General features: G+C 67.6%; 26 protein-coding genes. 17 read left to right on the top strand and 9 right to left on the bottom strand.

Annotation, left to right across the window (positions count from 1 at the left end):
• Positions 1–124 precede the first annotated feature (124 nt).
• Complete coding sequence (locus ACJH5R_RS00490) at positions 125–436, top strand: hypothetical protein (RefSeq protein WP_406781076.1); 312 nt, start codon at positions 125–127, stop codon at positions 434–436.
• Here the strand turns inward: ACJH5R_RS00490 and arr are convergent.
• Positions 373–783, bottom strand: coding sequence for an NAD(+)--rifampin ADP-ribosyltransferase (gene arr, locus ACJH5R_RS00485; RefSeq protein ID WP_406781075.1), 411 nt, complete (start codon positions 781–783; stop codon positions 373–375). The genes ACJH5R_RS00490 and arr overlap by 64 nt on opposite strands.
• Before the next feature lie 75 nt (positions 784–858).
• Here arr and ACJH5R_RS00480 point away from each other — a divergent pair, with 75 nt between their 5' ends.
• From ACJH5R_RS00480 to ACJH5R_RS00470, 3 genes are all read left to right on the top strand, one after another.
• Positions 859–1,251 (top strand): nuclear transport factor 2 family protein, encoded by a 393-nt coding sequence (locus ACJH5R_RS00480; RefSeq protein ID WP_406781074.1) that lies wholly within the window; start codon positions 859–861, stop codon positions 1,249–1,251.
• 10 nt (positions 1,252–1,261) lie between these two features.
• Positions 1,262–2,473: an acetyltransferase gene (locus ACJH5R_RS00475; protein ID WP_406781073.1), complete on the top strand. Its 1,212-nt coding sequence runs from the start codon at positions 1,262–1,264 to the stop codon at positions 2,471–2,473.
• 114 nt (positions 2,474–2,587) lie between these two features.
• Positions 2,588–2,890, top strand: coding sequence for a hypothetical protein (locus tag ACJH5R_RS00470; RefSeq protein ID WP_406781072.1), 303 nt, complete (start codon positions 2,588–2,590; stop codon positions 2,888–2,890).
• A gap of 124 nt (positions 2,891–3,014) precedes the next feature.
• Here the strand turns inward: ACJH5R_RS00470 and ACJH5R_RS00465 are convergent, their stop codons facing one another.
• Both ACJH5R_RS00465 and ACJH5R_RS00460 read right to left on the bottom strand, forming a co-directional pair.
• Positions 3,015–3,296, bottom strand: coding sequence for a hypothetical protein (locus tag ACJH5R_RS00465; RefSeq protein WP_406781071.1), 282 nt, complete (start codon positions 3,294–3,296; stop codon positions 3,015–3,017).
• Between the two features lie 46 nt (positions 3,297–3,342).
• Complete coding sequence (locus tag ACJH5R_RS00460; protein WP_406781070.1) at positions 3,343–3,696, bottom strand: Fe-S protein; 354 nt, start codon at positions 3,694–3,696, stop codon at positions 3,343–3,345.
• A 102-nt stretch (positions 3,697–3,798) separates the two neighbouring features.
• Here ACJH5R_RS00460 and ACJH5R_RS00455 point away from each other — a divergent pair, with 102 nt between their 5' ends.
• The gene (locus ACJH5R_RS00455) at positions 3,799–4,311 is read left to right on the top strand and encodes an OsmC family protein (protein ID WP_406781069.1); all 513 of its coding nucleotides are present in this window, start codon (positions 3,799–3,801) and stop codon (positions 4,309–4,311) included.
• Positions 4,312–4,316: 5 nt separating this feature from the next.
• A complete protein-coding gene (locus ACJH5R_RS00450) occupies positions 4,317–4,637 on the top strand; it encodes a putative quinol monooxygenase (RefSeq protein ID WP_406781068.1) in 321 nt (106 codons plus the stop codon).
• Positions 4,638–4,689: 52 nt separating this feature from the next.
• Here ACJH5R_RS00450 and ACJH5R_RS00445 read toward each other — a convergent pair whose 3' ends face one another.
• On the bottom strand, positions 4,690–5,394 hold the full coding sequence (locus ACJH5R_RS00445; RefSeq protein WP_192830881.1) for a guanylate cyclase: 705 nt from the start codon (positions 5,392–5,394) through the stop codon (positions 4,690–4,692).
• A gap of 11 nt (positions 5,395–5,405) precedes the next feature.
• On the opposite strand from ACJH5R_RS00445, the gene ACJH5R_RS00440 reads away from it, so the two are divergent.
• The gene (locus ACJH5R_RS00440; RefSeq protein WP_109519456.1) at positions 5,406–5,567 is read left to right on the top strand and encodes a hypothetical protein; all 162 of its coding nucleotides are present in this window, start codon (positions 5,406–5,408) and stop codon (positions 5,565–5,567) included.
• Positions 5,568–5,573: 6 nt separating this feature from the next.
• Here ACJH5R_RS00440 and ACJH5R_RS00435 read toward each other — a convergent pair whose 3' ends face one another.
• Both ACJH5R_RS00435 and ACJH5R_RS00430 read right to left on the bottom strand, forming a co-directional pair.
• Complete coding sequence (locus tag ACJH5R_RS00435; RefSeq protein ID WP_406758741.1) at positions 5,574–6,401, bottom strand: adenylate/guanylate cyclase domain-containing protein; 828 nt, start codon at positions 6,399–6,401, stop codon at positions 5,574–5,576.
• Positions 6,402–7,253 carry an alpha/beta fold hydrolase gene (locus ACJH5R_RS00430; RefSeq protein ID WP_406758742.1) on the bottom strand — a complete coding sequence of 284 codons (852 nt, stop codon included), beginning with the start codon at positions 7,251–7,253 and terminating at the stop codon, positions 6,402–6,404. It abuts the gene before it with no gap.
• A 72-nt stretch (positions 7,254–7,325) separates the two neighbouring features.
• On the opposite strand from ACJH5R_RS00430, the gene ACJH5R_RS00425 reads away from it, so the two are divergent.
• The 3 genes from ACJH5R_RS00425 to ACJH5R_RS00415 are packed head-to-tail and all read left to right on the top strand — an operon-like array spanning position 7,326 to position 10,004.
• On the top strand, positions 7,326–8,219 hold the full coding sequence (locus ACJH5R_RS00425; protein WP_406758743.1) for an alpha/beta fold hydrolase: 894 nt from the start codon (positions 7,326–7,328) through the stop codon (positions 8,217–8,219).
• A gap of 15 nt (positions 8,220–8,234) precedes the next feature.
• Positions 8,235–9,476 (top strand): DUF1298 domain-containing protein, encoded by a 1,242-nt coding sequence (locus tag ACJH5R_RS00420; RefSeq protein WP_406758744.1) that lies wholly within the window; start codon positions 8,235–8,237, stop codon positions 9,474–9,476.
• A gap of 9 nt (positions 9,477–9,485) precedes the next feature.
• Positions 9,486–10,004 (top strand): DoxX family protein, encoded by a 519-nt coding sequence (locus ACJH5R_RS00415; RefSeq protein WP_406758745.1) that lies wholly within the window; start codon positions 9,486–9,488, stop codon positions 10,002–10,004.
• On the opposite strand, the gene ACJH5R_RS00410 is transcribed toward ACJH5R_RS00415, so the two are convergent.
• The gene (locus tag ACJH5R_RS00410) at positions 9,968–11,413 is read right to left on the bottom strand and encodes a short-chain fatty acyl-CoA regulator family protein (RefSeq protein WP_406758746.1); all 1,446 of its coding nucleotides are present in this window, start codon (positions 11,411–11,413) and stop codon (positions 9,968–9,970) included. The two genes, ACJH5R_RS00415 and ACJH5R_RS00410, sit on opposite strands and share 37 nt — an antisense overlap.
• Positions 11,414–11,533: 120 nt before the next feature.
• On the opposite strand from ACJH5R_RS00410, the gene prpD reads away from it, so the two are divergent.
• The 4 genes from prpD to ACJH5R_RS00390 are packed head-to-tail and all read left to right on the top strand — an operon-like array spanning position 11,534 to position 16,278.
• Positions 11,534–13,039, top strand: coding sequence for a 2-methylcitrate dehydratase PrpD (gene prpD, locus ACJH5R_RS00405; protein ID WP_406758747.1), 1,506 nt, complete (start codon positions 11,534–11,536; stop codon positions 13,037–13,039).
• Entirely contained in the window at positions 13,036–13,950 is a 915-nt protein-coding gene (gene prpB, locus ACJH5R_RS00400; protein ID WP_406758748.1) for a methylisocitrate lyase, read from the top strand. Before prpD ends, prpB begins: the two co-directional genes overlap by 4 nt.
• Positions 13,947–15,089 carry a bifunctional 2-methylcitrate synthase/citrate synthase gene (locus ACJH5R_RS00395; RefSeq protein WP_406758749.1) on the top strand — a complete coding sequence of 381 codons (1,143 nt, stop codon included), beginning with the start codon at positions 13,947–13,949 and terminating at the stop codon, positions 15,087–15,089. The genes prpB and ACJH5R_RS00395 overlap by 4 nt, the downstream gene beginning before the upstream one ends.
• 28 nt (positions 15,090–15,117) lie before the next feature.
• Entirely contained in the window at positions 15,118–16,278 is a 1,161-nt protein-coding gene (locus tag ACJH5R_RS00390; protein ID WP_406758750.1) for an acyl-CoA dehydrogenase family protein, read from the top strand.
• On the opposite strand, the gene ACJH5R_RS00385 is transcribed toward ACJH5R_RS00390, so the two are convergent.
• Positions 16,262–17,482, bottom strand: a complete 1,221-nt coding sequence (locus tag ACJH5R_RS00385; protein ID WP_406758751.1) for a cytochrome P450 — start codon at positions 17,480–17,482, stop codon at positions 16,262–16,264. The two genes, ACJH5R_RS00390 and ACJH5R_RS00385, sit on opposite strands and share 17 nt — an antisense overlap.
• 180 nt (positions 17,483–17,662) lie before the next feature.
• On the opposite strand from ACJH5R_RS00385, the gene ACJH5R_RS00380 reads away from it, so the two are divergent.
• Complete coding sequence (locus tag ACJH5R_RS00380; RefSeq protein WP_406758752.1) at positions 17,663–18,235, top strand: TetR/AcrR family transcriptional regulator; 573 nt, start codon at positions 17,663–17,665, stop codon at positions 18,233–18,235.
• Between the two features lie 22 nt (positions 18,236–18,257).
• Positions 18,258–19,985 carry a DUF3556 domain-containing protein gene (locus ACJH5R_RS00375; protein WP_406758753.1) on the top strand — a complete coding sequence of 576 codons (1,728 nt, stop codon included), beginning with the start codon at positions 18,258–18,260 and terminating at the stop codon, positions 19,983–19,985.
• Here ACJH5R_RS00375 and ACJH5R_RS00370 read toward each other — a convergent pair whose 3' ends face one another.
• The gene (locus tag ACJH5R_RS00370) at positions 19,986–20,624 is read right to left on the bottom strand and encodes a hypothetical protein (protein WP_406758754.1); all 639 of its coding nucleotides are present in this window, start codon (positions 20,622–20,624) and stop codon (positions 19,986–19,988) included.
• 86 nt (positions 20,625–20,710) lie between these two features.
• Between ACJH5R_RS00370 and ACJH5R_RS00365 the strand changes: the two genes are divergently transcribed.
• On the top strand, positions 20,711–21,427 hold the full coding sequence (locus ACJH5R_RS00365; RefSeq protein WP_406758755.1) for a FadR/GntR family transcriptional regulator: 717 nt from the start codon (positions 20,711–20,713) through the stop codon (positions 21,425–21,427).
• Position 21,428 lies beyond the last annotated feature (1 nt).

The following is a 21,428-nucleotide window of genomic DNA, read 5'->3' as shown; positions in this document are numbered from 1 at the left end:
GGTCTGAACGCCCCCGAATGGGGGAAGGGGCAGCGCCAGCAGCTGCGGTTCGCCCGCAGAGAAGTCTCCGACGTGTGTCTCACCGGTAACCTCACCGCGACGGCGGTAGGGGAGGCTCGTCCTCATGTCGGTGGTTGAGGCGATCTATCTGGTCGCGGCGGTGCTGTGGATTGTCGTGGTGGTGGCCGCGGCGTGCATCGGAGGCCACTACCTGGTCAAGCTTCGCGCCAGGCGGCGCCAAGTGACCGGGCTGATCGACACCGTGCGGCTGTCCATCGAGCGCGCCATCGTCCCGTACCGGGCACTGGCCGCCGGCGGTGCCGTCGTTCTTCAGCGGGTGGTTGCCGGCAGCGGCATCCTCGGGAGCATCGCTCAGTTGATGATGACGTCGATTCCCTCTGCCCGCATCGCCGCCAAGCGGTCACGCCACTCCTGAAGGGCTTCGGGTGTCAGGCGCGGCCAATCGTGGATCTCTTCGACGACGCGCAGGGGTTCGCTGCTGCGGTAGGAGCGGGTCGGATTGCCGGGGAACTTCTTGTCGGTGACGTTCGGATCGTTCTCGTACTCTCCGGTCGGTTCGACCCGATACACCCGAGGCGTGCCGTGGCCGGCGGCGAGCTCGGCCGCCAGGCCGGCACCGTCGTGCAGGGCAGTGAAATAGATGTGGTTCATGACGATTTCGGGCCGGTAGTTGGAACGGAAGCCCGGGAGGAGTAGATCCCCAACAGTCAGGTCGGCCTTGGTGCCGTGGAAGAACGGGCCTTCGTCGTCGATCGCGTCCATCGGTTAGAGGGTAGCGATCCGCGGTGGACTGCCGTTTTCGGCTTGACCGCGCGGCGCACGGCCTACGCTCGCAGGATGATCTATCGCTGGTTGGTACGCAGACAGGCTGCGGCTGGGTGGCAACGACTGTCCGAGCAGCGGTTCGACGAAACTCCACTCGCCGACGACATGCACTTTGTCTTCCTCGGCGACCACGAATTGGCGGCCGACCTTCGCGGGGCCGAGACGGTGCGCAATTGGCTGCGCGATCAGTTGCTGGCCCGGCTGCCGAACCTACGGTTCGTGGTCGACGAGACGCTCGTCGAAGGCGGCCCTTGGTCGACCCGGGTGGCGACTCGCTACCACACCGAACAAGACGGCCAGCTCGTTTATCGCGGCGTCTATTTCGGGCGCGTGGTGTGGGGCAAGGTCGTGGAGGAGATCATTCTTCCTGACACCAAAGCGCTTTCGGCTGCCCTTGGCCGGTAACCTGATCGCGGTGCGTGTTCGTGACTGCGTCGGCCCGGCCGAATATCCCCGGCTGGTGGCGATCTGGCGCAGCGCCGTCGATGCGACGCACGACTTTCTGGCAGAAGCCGACCGCGCGGCCATCGAGGGCCAACTGGCGGAGGCCTATTTCCCGAATGTTCGTCTGACCGTCGCCGAGATCGACGGTAAGCCGGTGGGTTTCGCCGGCACGGCGGGGGAGAACCTGGAGATGTTGTTCGTCCACGCCGATGCTCGCGGCCACGGCGTCGGGACAGCTCTCCTCGATCACGCGATCGCCGAACAGCAGATCCGCTTGGTGGACGTCAACGAGCAGAACGAGCAGGCGGTCGGGTTCTACGTGCGACGCGGTTTCGTCGTCACCGGACGCAGCGAGCTTGACGATGCGGGTCGGCCATATCCGATCCTGCACATGGAGGCACTGCTCACATCGGTCCTGAGCTATCTGGACGACCATCGGCCAGGAGACCTGGTCGGGGTCTACCTCTACGGTTCGGCGGCAACCTCCGGGCTGCGGCCGGACAGCGACGTCGATCTGTTGGTTCTCACCCGCAGATCGCTGTCGGAGTCCGAGCGGACGTCGCTGGTCTCCGTGCTGCTGAGTGTGTCCGGGTGGCGCGGGCACGCTGCCCGGTTCCCCGAAGTCGCCGACCGGCGGCCGTTGGAGCTGACCAGCCTCGTGGTGGCCGATGTGGATCCATTGCCGCAGACGCCCCGGCGCGACTTTCAATTCGGCGAATGGCTGCGCGCGGAGCTGCTGGATGGCCAGATGCCGCCTGCTGTTATCGATCCCGATGTGGTCGTGCTGCTGGCCACCGCCCAGAGCGCTCACCGGGTGTTGCTTGGCCAGCCGCTCGAAGATCTCGTCGCTCCGGTGCCGCCCGAGCTGCTCCGGAACGCCCAGCTCGCGTTGCTGCCCGAGCTCCTGAACGACCCGGCGGGCGAGGAGCGGTTCTTCCTGCTGACCTTGGCTCGCATGCTGGTCACCATCGAGACCGGGCACATTGTGCCCAAGGACGTTGCCGCGCAACGTGTCGCACCGAGACTGACGGGACAGGATCGTGCGCTGCTGGAGCTTGCCGGGCAGGATTACCTCGGCCTCGCCCAGGTGGACTGGGGCGACCACTACGAGCACGTCGTGGCGTTGGTGTCGACGCTGGTCGGGCTGATCCGCGAGGCCGGCGACGTCGCGGTGGGCGGCTAGATCGCGATCTGCAATCAGGTTCGGCAGCCGCTGTTAGGCTCCGGGAATAGTGGGCAAAAAGTTGGCCCACCGATCGCGATGGAGATGAAAATGCGAGGTCAAAGAATTGCGATCTTGGCGGGAGTGTTAGCTGGCGGTGCGATGGTGCTGGCCGGTCCGGCCTGCGCCGATCCGCCGAGCGGCAGATACCACGTCACCGGGCAAGGTCTGCAGGACGATTTCTACTGGGAGCTCAGCTCGTGCGGTTCGGACTGTCTGACCATTGCGCCGTCGGGGCAGCTGCACAGGCAAGGCAATGCATGGGCGGGCACCACGACCGGCGGCTGTAAGACCACTCTCGACGAGTCTTCGCTTACCGGTACTTATCAGTGCCCGATGCTTCCGCCGATCGACATCGCCTTGGTCAGCGCCGGCTGAGACCGGGAGCGGGCACTCCTGGGCGGTCTTGGCGTGGCAACGCAGGGAGCGGTCGCGGCGCTAGGGTTGTGTGGTGGTCGCATCCGATGACCGTCGGCAGGTCCTCGCACGGCGCGAGGCGGAGCTATTGCGGCGCGAGCGGGTCGCCGACGAACGAGATCGGATCGCTGACCAGCGGGACCGGATCGCAGACGCCCGTGAACAGGACGCAGACGAGCGAGAGGCGCGTGCGGACCAGCGTGAGGGAGCGACTGCGCAGCGCGAACGCGAGCGAATGCAACGGGTGGACGACCATGCGGATCGCAGGCAGGCCGCGGCTAGCCGGGAGAACGCCGAAGTACGACGCGCGATGGCCCAGTCCCGACGAGATCTGGGCTATCTGCCGTAGGGCACCGAGGGCACCCATGTTCGCCGCCCCGATCACGCTGAGCGAAATCAGCGTGACGTGACGACTACCAGATGACGGCGAGCCCGGCGGCGGTCAAGGCCAGCGCGCCTGCGGCGTAGAACAGCGGGCGAGGGGCTTCCCCGCCTGACTTGCGCTGCCGGGCCCGGCCGATGCCCAGCACGGCACCGAGGGCGATCAGGATCACCAGCTTGATCTCGATCTTGGGGTAGTTGAGTACCACGCCGGCGGGCCAGGGGGCGGCCAACGCGAGTCCGGTCAGCAGCGACAGCACCACGCCGTAGTCCATCACCGGGGTGAGCTGGAAGCGCCGCGCAACGGCTTCGGCGACCAACGCACCGAAGGTCACCGCGAATCCGACGATGTGCAGCAGAACTATTACGTGCCGTAGTACCTCCACGTCGCTCAGGCTAGCCCCTGGCGGCGGCAAATGGTATTCCTTCGGCGACCTGGTGGTCGCGTCGTTCGCCGACCTGTCGGAGGGGTCTCTACCCTTACCGGCATGACTTCTTCGACAACTCGCCTGGCCGCCGTCGTCGCCGCCACCAGTGACCCGGCTGCCGCCGACCCCGCCGGCTCCCAGGTGGTCTTCCGTGCCTCGGCCGTCGCGCACGACGCAGTGGCCAGCACCATCACCATGGGCCGCTACAGCGTCGAGGTCGATGAACCGCCGGCGCTCGGCGGTGAGAACACCGCACCCAACCCGGTCGAGTACTACCTGGGGTCGCTGCTGTCCTGCCAGGTGGTCACCTGGCGGTACTGGGCCGAGAAGCTCGGTATCGCGGTCGATGAGATCACCGGGCGGGCCGAGGGCGACCTGGACGTGCGCGGGTTCTTCGGCCTGGACGACTCGGTGCGCCCCGGCTTCAAAGAGGTGCGGGTGGTCGTCACGGTGACCGGCCCGGAAACCGAGGAGCGCTACCGCGAACTGCACGGGGTCGTCGAAAAGCACTGCCCGGTACTGGATCTGACCACCAACATCACCCCGGTGCGCAGCACGCTGGAAATCGGGTAGCGGCGATGATCTTCATCGTGGTCAAGTTCGCGGTCAAGCCGGAGTGGGCCGAGCGCTGGCCGCAGCTGGTGGCCGGCTTCACCGAGGCCACCCGTGCCGAGCCGGGCAACCTGTGGTTCGACTGGTCGCGCAGTCTGGAGGATCCGAACGAGTACGTGCTCGTCGAGGCTTTCCGCGACGGCGACGCCGGCAGTGCACACGTCAATAGCGACCACTTCAAGCAGGCCATGGCCGACATGCCGCAGGCGCTGGTGTCGACGCCGAAGATCATCAGCCAGCAGATCGACGCGACGGACTGGTCGGAGATGGGCGAGCTGACGGTCTAGCGATTTCGGCGCGATAACTCCCGCTGAGCGGGCGAAACCGCGCCGAAATCGCCTAACGCACGACGACGATCTCCCGGCCCAGCTGATAACCCGGGGTCAACGGCAAGATGTCGCCGCTCCAGAACGACCCGGGGTCGAACCAGTTCGAATTCTTGTCGGTCGACAGCAGTCCCATCTCCTCATAGGTGATGGCCACCGTCTCGGCGCAGTACGCGGTCTGCAACGCGACTTTGCTGTTGCGGGCCTTACGCCGCTGGCTGATCTCGTGAACCTTGCGGTCCAGGAACGGGATACCGCGGGTCCAGTCGCTGGCGGTCGGCAGCCGCCCCCGCAGCCACCGGCCGGTCAGCCGTGCGGTGGTGGGAAACGCGGTGCCGTCCATCCGCGCGATCGCCTGCAGCAGGTGGTTCTCCTGCTTGCGGGTGATGGTCCCGCTGAGCTGGCGAAACCAGCAGCGCTGCTCGTAGCGGCCCATCCACTGTTCGACGGCGGCCCGGGCGTCGTTGAGCTGCACTCCGCGGTGGTTGGTGCCGGTCCAGAAGTCGTGCAGCTTGTCGCCGAGCTCGGCATGCCAGATCAGCGGCGGCAGGTCATCGAGGGCCACCGTCATCCCGACGTGGTTCACCGGAGAGTTGGACAGCGTTTGGATGGCGCGGTCTGGGCCGGAGCGGCCCCGGAACAGCCAGATGTCGCCGGTGCGCGTCTCAGCCAGCGCCCGCTCCAAAGTCACGGTGTGTTCGTCCACGCTCAGCACCATAAAGTGTGAGCGTGCGCAGCATCTGGAAATGGATCGGCCTGGCGGGCGTGGTCGGGGTTGCCGCCGGGGGAGTGCTGGTGGCGCGGGACCAGCGACGGCGACGGGCCTACACGCCCGACGAAATCCGTGCCCGGCTGCATGAGCGGCTGGCCGAGGCCGGCGGCGAGGACTAGCGCGGACTATTCCGTGGTGACGTCGACGGCGTAGAGGCGGTGCGTGCCGGCGAAGCCCTTCAGCTCGGCGTCGCGGCCGGCGCCGACGGTGATGTCGTCGCATTCCTTGACGGCGTCGCGCACCGGTCCACTGATCAGGATCTGGCCGCCCTCGGCGGCCGCGGCCACCCGGGCGGCCATCGCGACGTTGCGTCCGAACAGGTCGTCACCGCGGCGCACCGAGCGGCCCATGTGCACCCCGATGCGGACCCGGATCGGGTGCTGCGGTTTGCGCCCGCGTCGCGAAGCCAGCGCGTGCTGGATGCCGATGGCGCAGCGCACCGCCTGGTCGGGCTGGGCGAAGGCGATCATGAAGCCGTCGCCCTGGCTCTTGACCACATGCCCGCAGTGTTGGGCGACCAATCGTTGCACCATCTCGTCGTGCCGGGCGATCAGCTTCACCCACGCGCGATCGCCGATCCGCTCGTTGAGCGCGGTGGACCCCTCGATGTCGGTGAACAGCACCACCACATGCCCGTTCGGGGTCATCCGGGCCAGATCGGGGCGCTCCACTTCGGCCCAGTCGGCGAGGTCTTCGATCGAACTGCGCACGGCCGCACCAAACCCCTGCTTGCGCACCAGGTTCGCGGTCTGCCACACCGTCTTGACGGCCTCACGTCCGCCGGCCAGCAGAAGGTTGCGGGTGTCGACCCGACCGCGCAGCGCATCGATCTCGGCTTGAGCCGTCCGTAACTGTCGGGTCAACACCGCCAGGGCGACGGCCTCGGTGACCGCCACCGCCGCCAGCACACCGGCCGCCAGCAGCGTCGGCGTCAGCCATCCGATCCCGAACATTCAGCCCGACACGAACTCGACGACGGCTGCGCTGAAGGCATCGTTGTCGTCGCCGGCCGCGGTGTGCCCGGCGTCGGACAACTCGACCAGGCGCGCGCCGGGCACCTTGGACAAGAAGTCGGCGACACCCTCGGCGCTGACCACGTCGGACAACTTGCCGCGGATCAGCAGGATCGGGATCTGCAGCCCCATGGCGGCGGCCTCGATCTTCTCGGTGCGCAGCGCCGGATCGTCGCCGGGTTTGGTCATCAGCGCCGGATCCCAGTGCCAGTACCAGCGGCCGTCGCGGAACCGCAGATTCTTCTTCAGCCCCTCGGGGCTGCGGGGCTTGGCCCGGTGCGGCAGGTACGCGGCCACCGCGTCGGCGGCCTGCTCCAGGGAGTCGAAGCCGTCGATGTGGCCGAACATGAAGTCGCGGATCCGGGCGCTGCCGTCCTTCTCGTAACGCGGCACCACGTCGACCAACACCAACTTGGTCACCCGCTGTGGCCCGGCCTCATCGGCCACCAGGATGCCGGTCAGCCCACCCATACTGGCCCCGATCAGCGCCACCGGCCGGCCGATCGCCTCGATGACGGCGACGGCGTCGGCGGTGAGCGTCTCGATGGCGTAGTCGGCGTTGGGTGCGCGGTCGCTGTCACCGTGGCCGCGGGTGTCGAGCGCGACGACGTGATAACCGCGGTCGGCCAGGATCTGGCCGGTCTTGTGCCAGGAGTGCCGATTCTGTCCACCGCCGTGCAGCATCACGATCGTCGGATGCTCGGCGGCCTCGGTGGCGCCCCGGTTCCACTCGTCGGCGACCAGCGTTACTCCGCCGACGCCGTCGTACTCGACGGTCTGGGCTGTGCGCATCTCAAGATGGTAGATAGTTTGAACGACAGGGCGGACAGAAACGCCTGCCCGGCCCGGTCTTGGGGGTATGTGATGACTGAACCGCGGTGGATCGACGTGTCTACGCCCGGAGTCGCGCTCAAGGCACTGAGTTGGGGGACACCGGGTGACCCGGTGGCGTTGTGCCTGCACGGGTTTCCTGACACCGCCTACGGGTGGCGCCGGCTGGCCCCGCACCTGGTCGCGGCCGGCTGGCATGTGGTGGCGCCGTTCATGCGGGGCTACGCGCCGTCGTCGATTCCCACCGACGGCAGCTACCACATCGGCGCGCTGATGGACGACGCACTGCGGGTGCACGCCGCCGTCGGCGGGACCGGTCGCGACGTGGTGATCGGTCATGACTGGGGCGCGATGGCCGCCACCGGGCTGGCCGCGTTGCCGGACAGTCCGTTCACCAAGGCGGTGATCATGTCGGTGCCGCCGCCGGCATCGCTGCGGGCGGTCCGCGGGAAAGACCGACTGACCCTGGCCGGCTATCTGCCGGCGCAACTGCTGCGCAGCTGGTACATCAGCTACTTCCAACTGCCGTGGCTGCCGGATCGGTCCGCCTCGTGGGTGCTGCCGCTGTTGTGGCGGCGGTGGTCGCCGGGGTATGCCGCCGAAGAGGATCTGCGGCACGTCGACGCGGCCATCGGAACGCCGGAGGGCTGGCGCGCCGCACTCGGTCCGTACCGGGCGCTGCGCAGTCTGCGGGCTCCCGATCGCTACGCCGACCTGCACCGGTACTGGCTGCAGCTCCCGCGGTTGCAGACCCTGTACCTGCACGGGCGCACCGATGGCTGCATGTCGCCGGGATTCACGCAGTGGGTGCAGCCGGCGTTGCCCGCAGGCAGTGCGGTGGCCGTCATCGAGAATGCCGGTCATTTCCTGCAACTCGAGCAGCCCGACGAGGTCGCCGATCGGGTGCTGCCCTTTCTGTCCCGATGAGCGGGGTTTGACCTGATGCGCGGACGCCCCATGACCGCGATCGACGCGCAGTTCTACTGGATGTCCGCGAAGATCCCCAGCGACCAGTTCCTGCTCTACGCCTTCGCCGGGGTACCGGCCGACCTCGACGACGCGATCGCAGACGTACTCGACCGATCCCGAACGATCCCGGACCTGGCCATCCGAGTCGCCGACGCCGGTGCGCTGCGCTACCCGCGGTGGGTGCCGCTCACCGAGCTCAGCGAGGACTTAGCCGCGACCCGGGCCCCCGGTGACAATTGGGCCGGTTGCCTGGATGCCGTCGCGCGCCTGACCGACGACCAGCTTGACGTCCGGGCGGCACCCTGGCGGTTGCACGTGTTCGCGCCGGTCCACGGCATTCCCGGGCACCGCGGTGCGGGCACGGTGTTGGTGCTGCAAGTGGCGCATGCCCTCGCCGACGGCGGGCGGGCTTCAGCGTTGGCCGCCTGGCTGTTCGGCCGGGCCGCACCGGTGCCCGCGGTGCAAACACCGGGCCGTGGCTTTCTGCCGTGGCGTGCGGTCGCCGCGGCGCGGGCCCACCGCAAGCGGGTCGAGGACACTGCGGCGGGACTCCTGCCGCCTCCAGTCGGCGACCGCCCGGCGCTGGCCACCAACAACCGGCCGGCCGGTGGCCGGACAGTGCGCACCCTGGTGCGGCAGCGACAGGAACTGCGCGGGCCGACGGTCACCGTGGCGGTGCTGTCAGCGGTGTCGGCGGCGCTGTCGGAGTATCTCGACGAACCCTGCGAGGATCTGGGCGCCGAAGTGCCGATGGCCAAAGCCGGTGAGCGCCAGGCCCACAACCACTTCGGCAGTATTCCGGTTGGCCTGTACCCGCATCTGGGCCCCGACACCCGCTGCGAACGGATCGCCGCCGACATCGCCGGAGGCCGGCTGCGCGGTCGCCACCCGGCCGCGGCCGCGGCCGATCGGGCCTTCGCCGCGACACCCGCGGCGCTGCTGCGCTGGGGCATCGACAATTTCGACCCCGACGCCCGGCCGGAGCGGGTCACCGGCAACACCGTGGTCTCCAGCGTGCACCGCGGCGCCAAAGACCTGCGTTTCGGTGCGGCACCGGTACTGCTGACCGCGGGGTTCCCGTCGTTGTCCCCGGCGATGGGCCTGACCCACGGGGTACACGGCATCGGCGACACCGTGGTGATCAGCGTGCATGCCGCCCAGTCGGCGGTCCGGGATATCGAGGTATATCTGCGATTGCTGGACGCTGCGTTGTAGTTTGAGCAGATGGTCACTGCTGCTGATGTCGCATTGCTGCTCCTGCGCCTGGTTCTCGGCCTGACTATGGCGGCGCACGGGTTCAACAAGTTCTTCGGCGGAGGCCGAATCCCCGGCACCGCGGGCTGGTTCGAAAGCATCGGGATGAAGTACGGCAAGTTCCAGGCGGTGACGGCTGCTACCGCGGAGATCGCCGCCGGGCTGGGCCTGGCGGTGGGTCTGCTGACCCCGATCGCCGCCGCCGGATTCGTGGCTCTGATGGCGGTGGCGGTGTGGACCGTGCACCGCGCGAACGGCTTCTTCGTGCTGACCAACGGCTGGGAGTACAACCTGGTGCTGGCCACCGGCGCCGTCGTGGTGGCGATGCTCGGGCCGGGCTACCTCAGCGTGGACCACCAGATGTTCTGCCATTGCTGGAAGAACGGCTGGCCGGGCCTGTGGATCTCGGTCGGTCTCGGGCTGGCGGGCGCCGTCGGCCAGCTGGCGCTGTTCTACCGTCCGGGTGCAGTCGACACGACCGGCGAGTAGGGCAGCCCGCTGCCGGCGTTCTCGTCGACGACCACTCGCCGGCCCAGAAACGGAAATGCCCGCTGCGGGCACGCCTCGCGTTCGCAGATCTTGCAACCCGCACCGATCGGTACCACGGTGGCGGCGTCACCCAGGGCGACGCCGGTGGAGTACACCAGCTTGTCGGCATGCGCCAGATCGCACCCCAGTCCGACGGCGAAAGTCTTGTGCTGCCCCAGATAGCCGCGCCCCTCGGGCGGCGTGGTGGTGGCGATCCAGAAGTACTTGCGGCCGTCGGGCATCTGCGCCACCTGAGTGATGATCCGGCCGGGTTGGCTGAACGCGTCGTGCACCACCCACAGCGGACAGCTGCCACCGACCCGGCTGAAGTGAAACGCGGTGGCTGACTGACGCTTCGAGATGTTTCCCGCCTTGTCGGTACGCACGAAGATGAACGGCACCCCGCGTCGTCCGGGCTGTTGCAGGGTCGAGAGCCGATGGCACACCGTCTCGAACCCGACCTCGAAGCGGCGTCCCAGCAGGTCGATGTCGTAGCGCAGGTCGGTTGCGGAACGCTGAAACTGCCGATACGGCAGCAGGAAAGCGCCGGCGAAGTAGTTGGCCAGCCCGATTTTGGCGACTTCGCGGGACTCCGGGCTCAACGATTGGTCTTGCGCCACGATGTCCGACATCAGCTGCTGTTGGGTGAGCAGTGCCAGTTGGGTGGCGATCTGGAAGGCCCGTTGCCCCGCCAGCAGCCAATGCGCGATGCGCAGCACCCGAGTCGCCGGGTCGAAGACCCGCTTGGTGCCCGCCGGCAGGTCGTCGACGATCGCGACGGTGATGTCGAATCGCTCGGCCATCAGCGTCGACAGCTGAATGTCCAAGCCGCCGAAGCGCATCCCGGTCTCGACGAACAGTTTCTCGGCGGCGTTGTCGAGTTCGCCGATGTAGTTGTTGCGGTCGTAGAAGAAGTCGCGGACCTCCTCGAACGGCATGGGCCGGGCCACCGACTGTGCCGAGTCGCCGGAGATCTGTGACCGGTACGACTCCAATTCCTCGGTGGCACCGCGCAGCTGGCGATGCATGGTCAGCAGGCTGTTGCCGATATCGGGCATCCGCGCGACGAGTTCCTCGATCTGGCTGTCGCTGGCGGCGTGTTCGCCGGCGGTTGCGGTGAACATGTCACGCAGGTCGGCCACCAGCCGGGCATCGGCGTCCCCGGAGAAGTACTGGGCGGGCAGGCTGAATCGGTCGGTGAGCGCCAGCAATACCGGCACGGTGATCGGCCGCTGGTCGTTCTCGAGCTGGTTGACGTAGCTGGTCGACAGGTTCAGCGCGCGTGCCAGTGCCACCTGGGTCAGTCCGCGCTCCTCGCGCAGGCGTCGCAGCCGGGCCCCGGCGAAGGTCCGGGTTGTGGTGGGTGCCATGTCGTGGAGCGTAACCTGCGGATGCATTCGCGAGGTTCGCAATTCTGGCCAACTTAGGACGCATTAATACGCATTTCCCATGCATATCGGTGTTTACCGGTCGTGCGTAGGGTGTGGAACATGCAGCTACATGACGTGAAGACCCGCCGCAGTGCCGATGACTTCCCCCGCTCCGAGCACCTCGCCTGGAAGATCGCACAGGTGGCCGCCGACCCGGTGGCCGTTCCCGACGACACCGCGGCAATGGTGATCAACCGGATCATCGACAACGCGTCGGTCAGTGCTGCCTCGGTACTGCGTCGGCCGGTGACGGTGGCCCGCCGGCAGGCTCAGGCGCACCCGTCGAAGCCAGGTGCCGCGGTCTTCGGTATCGAGGGCACCTACTCCGCCGAGTGGGCGGCCTGGGCCAACGGCACCGCGGTGCGCGAACTGGACTTCCACGACACCTTCCTGGCCGCGGAGTACTCGCACCCCGGCGACAACATCCCGCCGCTGGTAGCGGTCGCCCAGCAGCTCGGCCTCTCCGGCGCCGACCTGATCCGCGGCCTGGCCACCGCTTACGAGATCCAGGTCGACCTGGTCAAGGGCATCTGCCTGCACGAGCACAAGATCGACCACGTCGCGCACCTCGGCCCGTCGGTGGCCGCCGGGATCGGCACCATGCTGCGGCTGGACCCCGAGGTCATCTACCAGGCGGTCGGCCAGGCGCTGCACCTGACCACCGCCACCCGCCAGTCCCGCAAGGGCCTGATCTCGAGCTGGAAGGCCTACGCGCCGGCCTGGGCCGGCAAGGTCGGCATCGAGGCCGTGGACCGGGCGATGCGCGGTGAGGGCGCACCGGCTCCGATCTGGGAGGGCGAGGACGGCGTCATCGCCTGGATGCTGTCCGGCAAGGACCACACCTACCAGGTGCCGCTGCCCGGCCCCGGCGAGGCCAAGCGCGCCATCCTGGACACCTACACCAAGGAATACTCCGCGGAATACCAGAGCCAGGCGCTGATCGACCTGGCCAAGCGGCTGCGGGAGCGGGTCGGTGACCTGAGCCAGGTGGCCACGATCAAGTTGCACACCAGCCACCACACCCACTACGTGATCGGAACCGGCTCCGGCGACCCGCAGAAGTTCGACCCGGACGCCTCGCGGGAGACCCTGGACCACTCGGTGATGTACATCTTCGCCGTCGCCCTGGAGGACGGCAGCTGGCACCACGTGCGGTCGTACTCCCCGGAGCGTGCGCACCGGCCCGAGACCATCGCGTTGTGGCGCAAGATCTCCACCGTCGAGGACCCGGAGTGGACCCGGCGCTACCACTCGACCGACCCCAATGAGAAGGCCTTCGGGGCGCGCGCCGAGATCACTTTGGCCAGTGGGGAAGTCATCACCGACGAGCTCGCGATCGCCGACGCGCACCCGCTGGGGGCGCGGCCGTTCGAACGCAAGCAGTACATCGCCAAGTTCACCGAGCTCGCCGAGGGCGTGGTGACGCCTGCCGAGCAGGAACGGTTCCTCGCCGCCGCAGAAGGTCTGGCGGGGCTTTCCGGTGCTCAGCTCGGCGAACTCAACATCGTGGTCGAGCCCGCGGTGCTGAGCCAGTCGCCGGCGACGCCCGACGGGATCTTCCGGTGAGTGGGTTGCTCGGGGCCGCCGCGGTCCCGGCGGACAAGCGGGCGGACTTTCGGGCCGGACTGCAATCCGGTCGGCTGCAACGGTTCCCGGGGGCGTTCTCGCCCCTGGTCGCCAAGTTGGTTGCCGAGATCGGCTTCGAGGGCGTCTACGTCTCCGGTGCGGTGCTCTCGGCCGATCTGGGGCTGCCGGACATCGGGCTGACCACGCTGACCGAGGTGGCCGGGCGCGGCGCGCAGATCGCGGCCGCCACCGACCTACCGACTTTCATCGACGCCGACACCGGCTTCGGCGAGCCGATGAGTGCCGCCCGCACCATCACGGCGCTCGAAGACGCCGGGCTGGCCGGCTGTCACCTCGAGGATCAGGTCAACCCCAAGCGGTGCGGGCACCTCGACGGCAAGGCCGTGGTGCCGGCAGGCGAGATGGTCAAGCGCCTGCGGGCCGCGGTCGCCGCACGCCGGGACCCGAACTTCATCATCTGCGCCCGCACCGATGCCGCGGGCATCGAAGGGCTTTCGTCCGCGATCGACCGGGCCAAGGCCTACGCCGACGCCGGAGCGGACCTGATCTTCACCGAAGCGCTACGCGGGCCGGCCGATTTCGAACAGTTCCGCGCCGCGGTCGATGTTCCGCTGCTGGCCAACATGACCGAGTTCGGCAAATCGGAGCTGCTGACCGCCGCTCAACTGACCGACCTCGGCTACAACGCGGTCATCTATCCCGTCACCACCCTGCGGCTGGCCATGTTCGCCGTCGAAGTCGGGCTGCGGGAGATCGACACGGCCGGAACGCAATCCGGGCTTCTGGATCAGATGCAGCACCGCAGTCGGCTCTACGAGCTGCTGCGGTACGCCGAGTACAGCCAGTTCGACGACGACATCTTCAACTTCACGTTAGGAGCGTCCCAATGACGATCGCCCCCTCCGACGCCGCCTCAGCACCGGAAATCCGCAAGGGACTCGCGGGCGTCGTCGTCGACACCACCTCGATCTCCAAGGTGGTGCCGGAGACCAACTCGCTGACCTACCGCGGCTATCCCGTGCAGGACCTGGCCGCGCACTGCAGCTTCGAGCAGGTCGCCTACCTGCTCTGGCACGGTGAGCTGCCGACCGACGCCGAACTGGCACTGTTCTGCCAGCGCGAGCGGGCGGCCCGGCGGGCGGACCGGTCGCTGTTGTCGCTGGTGGAAAAGCTCCCGGAGAACTGTCACCCGATGGACGTGGTGCGTACCGCGATCAGCTACCTGGGTGCCGAGGACGCGGAAGAGGACGACCCGTCCGAGTCGGCGAACTTCGCCAAGGCGCTGCGGATGTTCGCGGTGCTGCCGACCATCGTGGCCGCGGACATGCGCCGCCGGCGCGGTCTGGACCCGATCGCGCCGCACAGCCATCTCGGCTACTCGGAGAACTTCCTGCGGATGTGCTTCGGTGAGGTGCCCGAGCCGGTGATCGTGCAGGCGTTCGAGCAGTCCATGACCCTCTACGCCGAGCACAGCTTCAACGCGTCCACCTTCGCCGCGCGGGTGGTCACCTCCACCCAGTCCGACATCTACAGCGCGGTCACCGCGGCCATCGGCGCGCTCAAGGGCTCGCTGCACGGTGGAGCCAACGAGGCGGTCATGCACGACATGATCGAGATCGGTGAGCCAGAGAAGGCCGCAGAGTGGCTGCACGGCAAGCTGTCTCGCAAGGACAAGGTGATGGGCTTCGGTCACCGGGTGTACAAGCACGGTGACTCCCGGGTGCCGACCATGAAGGCGGCGCTGGAACGGGTGGTGGCGGCCCGCGGCGGCCAGCGCTGGTTGGACATCTACCAGATCCTGGAGGCCGAGATGTTCGCGGCCACCGGGATCAAGCCCAACCTGGACTTCCCGACCGGGCCGGCCTACTACCTGATGGGCTTCGACATCCCGATGTTCACCCCGCTGTTCGTGATGAGCCGCATCACCGGGTGGACCGCGCACATCATCGAGCAGACTGCGTCCAATGCGCTGATCCGCCCGCTGAGTGCCTATTCGGGAAGTCCGCAGCGCGTCGTCGGCGCGGTCTGAGGTTCGCCCAGGGGGCTACCATCCGGGGATGTCGCAACTGTTCCCCGATTACCGCCCGCTTTGGGAGACCGACCAGCACCGCGAACTGCGCAAGCACGCCGCGGAGTTCCTGCGCAAGGAGGCCACCCCGCATCAGGAGCGCTGGGTCGCCCAACACGGCGTGGACCGCGAGTTCTGGAACAAGGCCGGTGACGCCGGTCTGCTGGGACTGGATCTGCCCGAGGAGTTCGGCGGAGCCGGCGGCGACTACGCCATGCACTCGGTGGTCCAGGAAGAACTGGTCTACGCCCACGACCAGTGCTTCGGCTTCTCGGTGCATTCGCCGATCGTGGCGCATTACCTGTACGCCTACGGCAACGACGAGCAGCGCAAACGCTGGCTGCCCAAGGTCATCAGCGGCGAGGCGGTGCTGGCGATCGCGATGACCGAGCCGGGCACCGGCTCGGATCTGCAGTCGGTGCGCACCACCGCGGTGCGCGACGGCGACCACTACATCATCAACGGCTCGAAGACGTTCATCTCCAACGGGACCCACTGCGATCTGCTGGTGATCGTCGCCAAGACCGACCCGTCCCAGGGGGCGGCGGGGGTGTCGCTGATCGTCGCCGAGACCAACGGACTGGCCGGCTTCGAGCGTGGTCGGGTGCTGCAGAAGATCGGCCAGCACGGCCAGGACACCCGGGAGCTGTACTTCACCGACATGCGGGTGCCGGTCGCCAACCTGCTCGGGGAGAAGGAAGGCCTGGGCTTCTACCAGCTGATGGACCAGCTGGCCCGGGAGCGGCTGATCATCGGGACGCTGTGCGCGGCGCTGGCCGAGGCCGCCGTACTGGAGGCCATCCGGTACTCCAAGGAGCGCGAGGCGTTCGGCCGGCCCATCGGCAACTTTCAGCACACCAAATTCGTGCTGGCCGAATGCAAGACGGACACGCTCGCGATCAAGACCCTGGTCGACTACGCGATCAGCCAGTACGTCGGCGGCAAGAACGACCCGATGACCGCGTCGATGGCCAAACTGTTCGCCGCGGAGAAATCCGATCAGGTGGTCGACAAGTGCCTGCAGATCTTCGGCGGCTACGGCTACATGGCCGAATACCCGATCGCCAACATGTACACCGGTTCGCGGGTGAACCGGATCTACGGCGGCACCAGCGAGATCATGAAGGAGATCATCAGCCGATCGCTGTGAGCTCCAGGTGCTCGAGCCGGCGCACCAGCAGGCTGGGCAACCAACGGCTGGCCTCCGCGACGGCGATGTGTGCGGTGCGTGCCAGCAGTTCGCCGATCACGATTCTGGCCTCCAGGCGCGCCAGGGCGGCGCCGACGCAGAAATGCGCGCCCTTGCCGAAGGCAAGGTGACTTTGCGGCGGCCGGTCTAAGCGGAAGTCGTTCGGCTCGGCGTAGCGCGACGGGTCCCGGTTGGCCGCCCCCCACAGCAGCAGCAGGCGTGATCCGGCCGGCAGGTCCACCCCGCCGAGGCTGGTGTCGCGGCGGACGTGCCGGTAGTGACCGCGAAACGGCGACTCGCACCGCAGCACCTCTTCGAGGAACGGGCCGATCAGCTCCGGTGACTCGCGAACCCGACGCTGAATCTCCGGGCGCGTCGCCAAAGTCCAGGCGGCCGAACCGATCAGCGATGCCGTCGATTCGCCGCCGGCGCTGAACAGGGTGATCATCATGACCTGGGCGGTGAGGGTGTCGAGGGCGCCGGAGGCGCAGGCGGTGGCCAGGTCGCCGAGCAGGTTGTCGCGCGGATCGTGCGCGGCCCGCCCGAAGTGGTCGCTGATATAGCCCGCGAGCTCCATGACGGCGACACCCGCGCTGGCGAGCTGGTCGGCGTCGACCAGCCCCTCCACCACTTGGGTGCCGGCGTAACCCCATGCCGCCAGCTGATCCACGTCCTCGTCGGGCACACCGATCAGCCGTGCCACGATCATCATCGGCAGCCGGTTGGCGACGGTGCTCATCCACTCGATGCGCCCATCGCGGACGCCGTCGTGCCATAGCTGGTCCAACGTCTCGGAGATGAACGGTTCCAAGGCACGAATCCGCTTGGCCGCCAGCTGCGGCACCAGCATCTTGCGGTGCGCGGCGTGTGCCGGGTCGTCGGCGGTGGCCAGCACATGGGTGGGGTCGCCGAGTCCGGGCATCGGGAACGTGGCCACCGTGCCGTCGGGTTGATAGAGCATCGTCCCGGTCAGGTTCGAGGAGAAGTCCTGCACTCGCGCCACGGCCTCGGTGACCGCATCCCAGCCGCACACGAGATAGAAGCCGGAATCACCGACCGGGTGGACGGGCGACTGCGTGATCATCCGCTCATAGAGCGGATACGGGTCCTGAATGCACGCGTCGTCGAACAGGCGCAGGCCCATCGGGTCTATTCGTACTGGCATGGCTCTAGGCTGCTCAGGGCGTGCTACCTGCGTCAATGCGCCGCGCAAAGTTGAAAGCCGCCGACGGAGCCGACCGCCGGGAATCGTCTCAGAGCGCGTCGCGGACCTGCAGACCCGGTGAGAATTCAGTCGTTTTCTGTCTCACGCTGAGATAAAGTTTCCAGGCGGAGGGAGCTTGCGATGGCGGGGCATGACTGGCTGGTGGGCGAGGACCGCCGTACCGCCGGCGCCGAACGCATCTACACCGCCGCGATGGACCTGGTGATTCGCGATGGGCTGGATGCCCTCGATATCGACGTCTTGGCCGCCCGGGTGCACTGCTCGCGGGCCACCATCTATCGGCATGCCGGCGGCAAGGCCGAGATTCGCGATGCCGTGCTGGCCCGGGCGGCCGCACGCATCGTGGACACCGTGCGGCAGGCGGTCGCCGGGCGCAGCGGGGCCGAACGGGTGGTGGCCGCGATAGCGGCGGCACTGCAGCGCATCCGCTCGGATCCGCTCGTCCAACCGATGGTCGGCTCGGTGCGCGGCGCACAGGAGATGACTCGACTGGCCGCATCGCCCATGGTCGCCGGTTTCGCCCGCGATCTGAGCGGCCTGAGCGAGGACGATCGACAGGCCGCGCAGTGGGTCGTGCGGGTGGTGCTGTCGCTGTTGTGTTGGCCCATCGGCGATGCCGAGGCCGAGCAGCAGATTCTGGAGCGCTTCGTCGCGCCGGCGTTCGCGGGGGACGGTTTCGCCGCGCAGACCTAGAACACGTTCTAGTCTGGCCGTCATGGGATTTCTCAAACCTGAACTGCCCGTTGTCGACTTCGCCGAATGGAGCAAGGGCACGCGCAGCGAGAAGATCCGGCCGATGGCCCGGCACTGGGCCGAGGTGGGTTTCGGCACGCCGGTGGTGCTGCACCTGTTCTACGTGCTCAAGATCGGCCTCTACGTGCTGGGCGCGTGGCTGTTCGCGTTGAGCACCGCCGGTGTCGACGGCTTCACCGAGGTGCGGCAGTGGTGGAGCGAACCGATCGTCTTCGAGAAGGTCGTGCTCTACACGATGTTGTTCGAGGTGATCGGCCTGGGCTGCGGCTTCGGTCCCCTCAACAACCGCTTCTTCCCGCCGATGGGCTCGATCCTGTACTGGTTGCGGCCCGGCACCATTCGGCTGCCACCGTGGCCGCGGCGCATTCCGCTGACCAGCGGCACCGGCCGCACCCCGGCGGACGCCGCGCTGTACGCGGCATTACTGGTGATGCTGCTGGTCGCACTGGTCTCGGACGGGACCGGCCCCATCGCCGCGCTGCACACCGAAGTCGGGGTGTTGCCGCACTGGCAGATCCTGACGATTCTGGGCATCCTGGCGGCGATCGGCCTACGGGACAAGGTGATCTTCCTGGCCGCGCGCGGCGAGGTCTATGCGCCGCTGGCGGCGGCGTTCCTGTTCACCGGTGTGGACATGATCATCGCGGCAAAGGCGATCTTCATGGTGATCTGGATGGGCGCGGCGACCTCAAAACTCAACCGGCATTTCCCGTTCGTGATCTCGACGATGATGAGCAACAACCCGCTGATTCGGCCGAAGGCACTCAAGCGCGCCTTCTTCAAGAATTTCCCCGAAGACCTGCGCCCCGGTGGGCCGTCGAAGGCGCTGGCGCATCTGAGCACGGCGATCGAGATGCTGGTTCCGCTACCGCTGTTCTTCTGCCACGGCGGCCTGCCCACCGCGATCGCCGCCTTCGTCATGGTCTGTTTCCACCTCGGCATCCTGGCGGCGATCCCGATGGGGGTGCCGCTGGAGTGGAACGTGTTCATGATCTTCGGGGTGCTGTCGCTGTTCGTCGCGCACGCCGATCTCGGACTGTCGGACCTCAACAACCCGCTGGCGGTGGCGCTGCTGTTCGCTGTCAGCGCGGGCACGGTGGTGCTGGGCAACCTGTTCCCGCACAAGGTTTCGTTCCTTCCCGGCATGCGGTACTACGCCGGCAACTGGGACACCACGCTGTGGTGCTTAAAGCCGTCGGCCGAAGAGAAGATCGCGCGCGGCGTCCTCGCGATCGCCAGCATGCCGGCCGCGCAGCTGGAACGGTTCTACGGCAGCGCGGAGGCCGCGCAGATTCCGATCTACATGGGATATGCGTTCCGCGGCTTCAACACCCACGGCCGGGCGCTGTTCAGCCTGGCGCATCGGGCGATGGCCGACGGCGACGAGAGCGACTACTCGCTGACCGATGGCGAGCGGATCTGTTCTACGGCGGTCGGCTGGAACTTCGGTGATGGCCACATGACCAACGAGCAGCTGATCGAGGCGTTGCAGCAGCGCTGCGGCTTCGAACCGGGGGAGGTGCGCGTGGTGATTCTCGACGCGCAGCCGATCCACCGCCAGACCCAGGCCTATCGGCTAGTGGACGCCGCCACCGGTGAGTTCGAACGCGGCCACGTCAACGTGGCGGACATGGTGGAGCGCCAGCCCTGGCAGGACGACCTGCCGATCTACGTCGAGGCGGGTGCGTGACTACAGTGCCGAGGGGTAAGAAAACGGAGTGAAGTCATCACGTGAGGCGTGAAAGCCCTTGGCCGACATGTGGTCCAGGCAGACCATACCGTGGGTAAAGCTCCCGCATTCCAGCCGCGGTGCCTCGCCAGACGGGCTCTTCAGGTGTGAAAGCACCAATTTGGTGTCATACGGCAGCGGATTGGCTTCGAGGGCAACGCTGGGCTGGCCGACGAAATTACCGATCGTCCAGCCCTGGTCGCCCTGACGGATGTCGCTCGCATGCCATTGGCTATGCGGCTCAGGCGGTCGCGTAGGCAGGGTGAATTGCGCATTGCGTACCGCACAATTGAACGTCCCATGGGCCGGCGCGTCGAATGCGGTGCAGAACACCGCGCCAGCCGGGGTGCGGAACGATGTTGAGTTCGGGAAGTACCACAGGCAGTTGGCGTCGTCCTTGTCGCAGGTGGGGTAGTCAACGATGGAATTCGTCGTCGCGCCGCGCATCTGTGTCAGCCAGCCCCTGATTTGGGGGCTCGGGTCGGGATTGGGCACCGACACATCGTCGGTCGAGGGTGCCGCGACCGCGTCGTGGCGACACCCTGCCAGGAGCGCGGTGCTGGCCAGCAGCGCGGCGGCCGCGATCAACTGTGTGCGCATCGCCCCATTGTGCGCCGCCGCGATGTGATCCAGATAACTGGTACAACCAGTTGACCAGTGGGGCGGGGTGCCTGACCATGTAGACCATGGACCTGGCGCCCATCTCCCGCACCGCACTCTCCGACACGATCTTCGTGCGGCTTGTCGAAGAGATATTGACCGGACGCCTGCCTGCCGGCGAGCCGCTGCCATCGGAACGCGAACTGGCGCTGACCCTGCAGGTCAACCGGCACGCGGTCCGCGAAGCGCTCAAGCGGCTGCAGCAGGCGGGACTGGTCCGGATCAGTCACGGCGGAAAGACCCGGGTGCTGGACTGGCGCCAAAGCGCCGGCCTGGACGCCCTGACCGGATTGGCCGTCGCCGGGGCGATCCCGGCACGCCAGATCATCGGCGACGTGGCTGTTATGCGGCGCTCGATCGCCGCGGACGCCGCACGCCTGTGCGCGCGGAACGCCTCAGAACAGCAGCGGTCCGCGATCACCGCTGCCGCCGCGGAATACCCGCCCGCCGGGGATCTCGCGGCGATCAGCGATGCCGACCTGGCGTTCTGGGTCGCCGTAATTGACGGATCCGGCAATATCGCTTATCGGCTGGCTCTCAACACCTTGGTCGCCGCCTACGACGAGATCGGCCGCGAGGCCATCTACGCGCTGGGAGCCGCCGAGTTCGCCGACCGAAGCGCACACATCGACCTGGCCGCCGCGATCGCCGCCGCCGACGAGGATACGGCGTACCGCCTCGCCGACGAGTTGCTGACCCGGTTCGTCACGGCGTGCCAGGCCGGCGCCGAGGAAGAGGAATAGC

Origin of the sequence: Mycobacterium sp. SMC-19, assembly GCF_045310815.1 — a bacterium.
GTDB lineage: Bacteria > Actinomycetota > Actinomycetes > Mycobacteriales > Mycobacteriaceae > Mycobacterium.
The sequence above is the reverse complement of the archived record's forward strand: the minus strand, read 5'-3'. Positions and strand labels throughout refer to the sequence as shown.